At 37.1% G+C, this 1217-nt stretch carries 2 protein-coding genes; both read left to right on the top strand.

Annotation, left to right across the window (positions count from 1 at the left end; translation table 11 throughout):
- Nucleotides 1-177: 177 nt before the first annotated feature.
- Nucleotides 178-654 carry a transposase family protein gene (locus tag QUA43_RS30705; protein WP_333379545.1) on the top strand — a complete coding sequence of 159 codons (477 nt, stop codon included), beginning with the start codon at nt 178-180 and terminating at the stop codon, nt 652-654.
- Nucleotides 655-663: 9 nt separating this feature from the next.
- Nucleotides 664-1140: an ISAs1 family transposase gene (locus tag QUA43_RS30700; protein ID WP_333379544.1), complete on the top strand. Its 477-nt coding sequence runs from the start codon at nt 664-666 to the stop codon at nt 1138-1140.
- The last annotated feature ends 77 nt before the right edge of the window (nt 1141-1217 follow it).

Raw genomic sequence — 1217 nt, 5'->3', positions numbered from 1 at the left:
TTAACACACAGCCTCTTTCTGATATTTAGAAAGGGGCTGTGTTGTTTTTACTGATTACACTGAATCCTGAAATTATATCAAGTCCGGTAGCCAGGACTGTTTCATTCTCGGGTACGATCGCCAAAAGTAAAAGCGATCGCGCTATCTGATAAGATTTTAGCGATCGTTTAACAATCAATATATATCCTGACTCTAATCCCCTTTCTGAAAAAAGTCAATGACCCAGGGAAAAAATTAGGAAAAAGACATCCCTTATGGCTGATATTACTATTAGTTGTTTTGGGACTAATCTTCGGTCATTTAGGATATAGAGATCTGGAAACATTTGCCAAGGCTAACCAAAAACTTATCGTTAAAACTTTTCATCTAACAATCGATCGAGTACCATCTTATTCGACTATTAGACAATCAATGATGTTGGTTAAAACGTCGGATTTAATCGACGCATTTAATCAATCGGCTAGTCAACTAACTACCTCAATCGACTTAACTGATTGGGTGTCAATTGATGGCAAGTGTCTCAGAAGTACCTGCCAAAATTCCCAGACTAACTCTCAAAATTTTGGATCAATTGTGTCTTTATTTAGTCAGCACAGTGGTTTGGTTCTCAGAGTCCAAAAATTTGAAAACAAAAAAAGTTCAGAAATCAGTTAGGCGCAAGAGCTGGTAAAGGGTTATCCCCATCAAGGTAACGTGTTTACCTTGGATGTTTTGCATTGTCAAAAAGAGACAACTACTTTAATTACTCAATCTAAAAATGATTATATTATCGCTCTTAAAGGCAATCAAAAAAACTTGTTTAAACAGGTCGTAGAAATTACAGAAAGTCAACCACCTAGAAGTCAAACGCGAGCGGTAGATATTAGTCATGGTCGTCACCTCATCAGAAAAGTATCTGTGTTTGATATTCCCGACCCAAAAGTCAAGGATTTTGACAAATTAAAATGGGGTAAAATTACCAGTTTGATTAAAGTGGAAAGAAGTGGCACTCCTGGCAAAAAAGATGACAAACATCTTGCCTATTACATTAGCAGCTTATCGCTAAGTGCCGAAATATTTGCCTCAAAAATCCGAGGTCATTGGCTGATTGAAAATCAGTTGCATTGGGTAAAAGATGTAGTTTTTAAGGAAGATAAGTAGTAACCCACATTCCGCAGATGTGGGTCGGATTTTTTTATCAGTTGTGAAAACTTGGAATCCGAACGCTTTTGGGCTGA

It is taken from the genome of Microcoleus sp. N9_B4, assembly GCF_036701635.1.
Classification (GTDB): domain Bacteria; phylum Cyanobacteriota; class Cyanobacteriia; order Cyanobacteriales; family Microcoleaceae; genus Microcoleus.
This window is presented reverse-complemented; position numbering and strand designations above follow the sequence as displayed.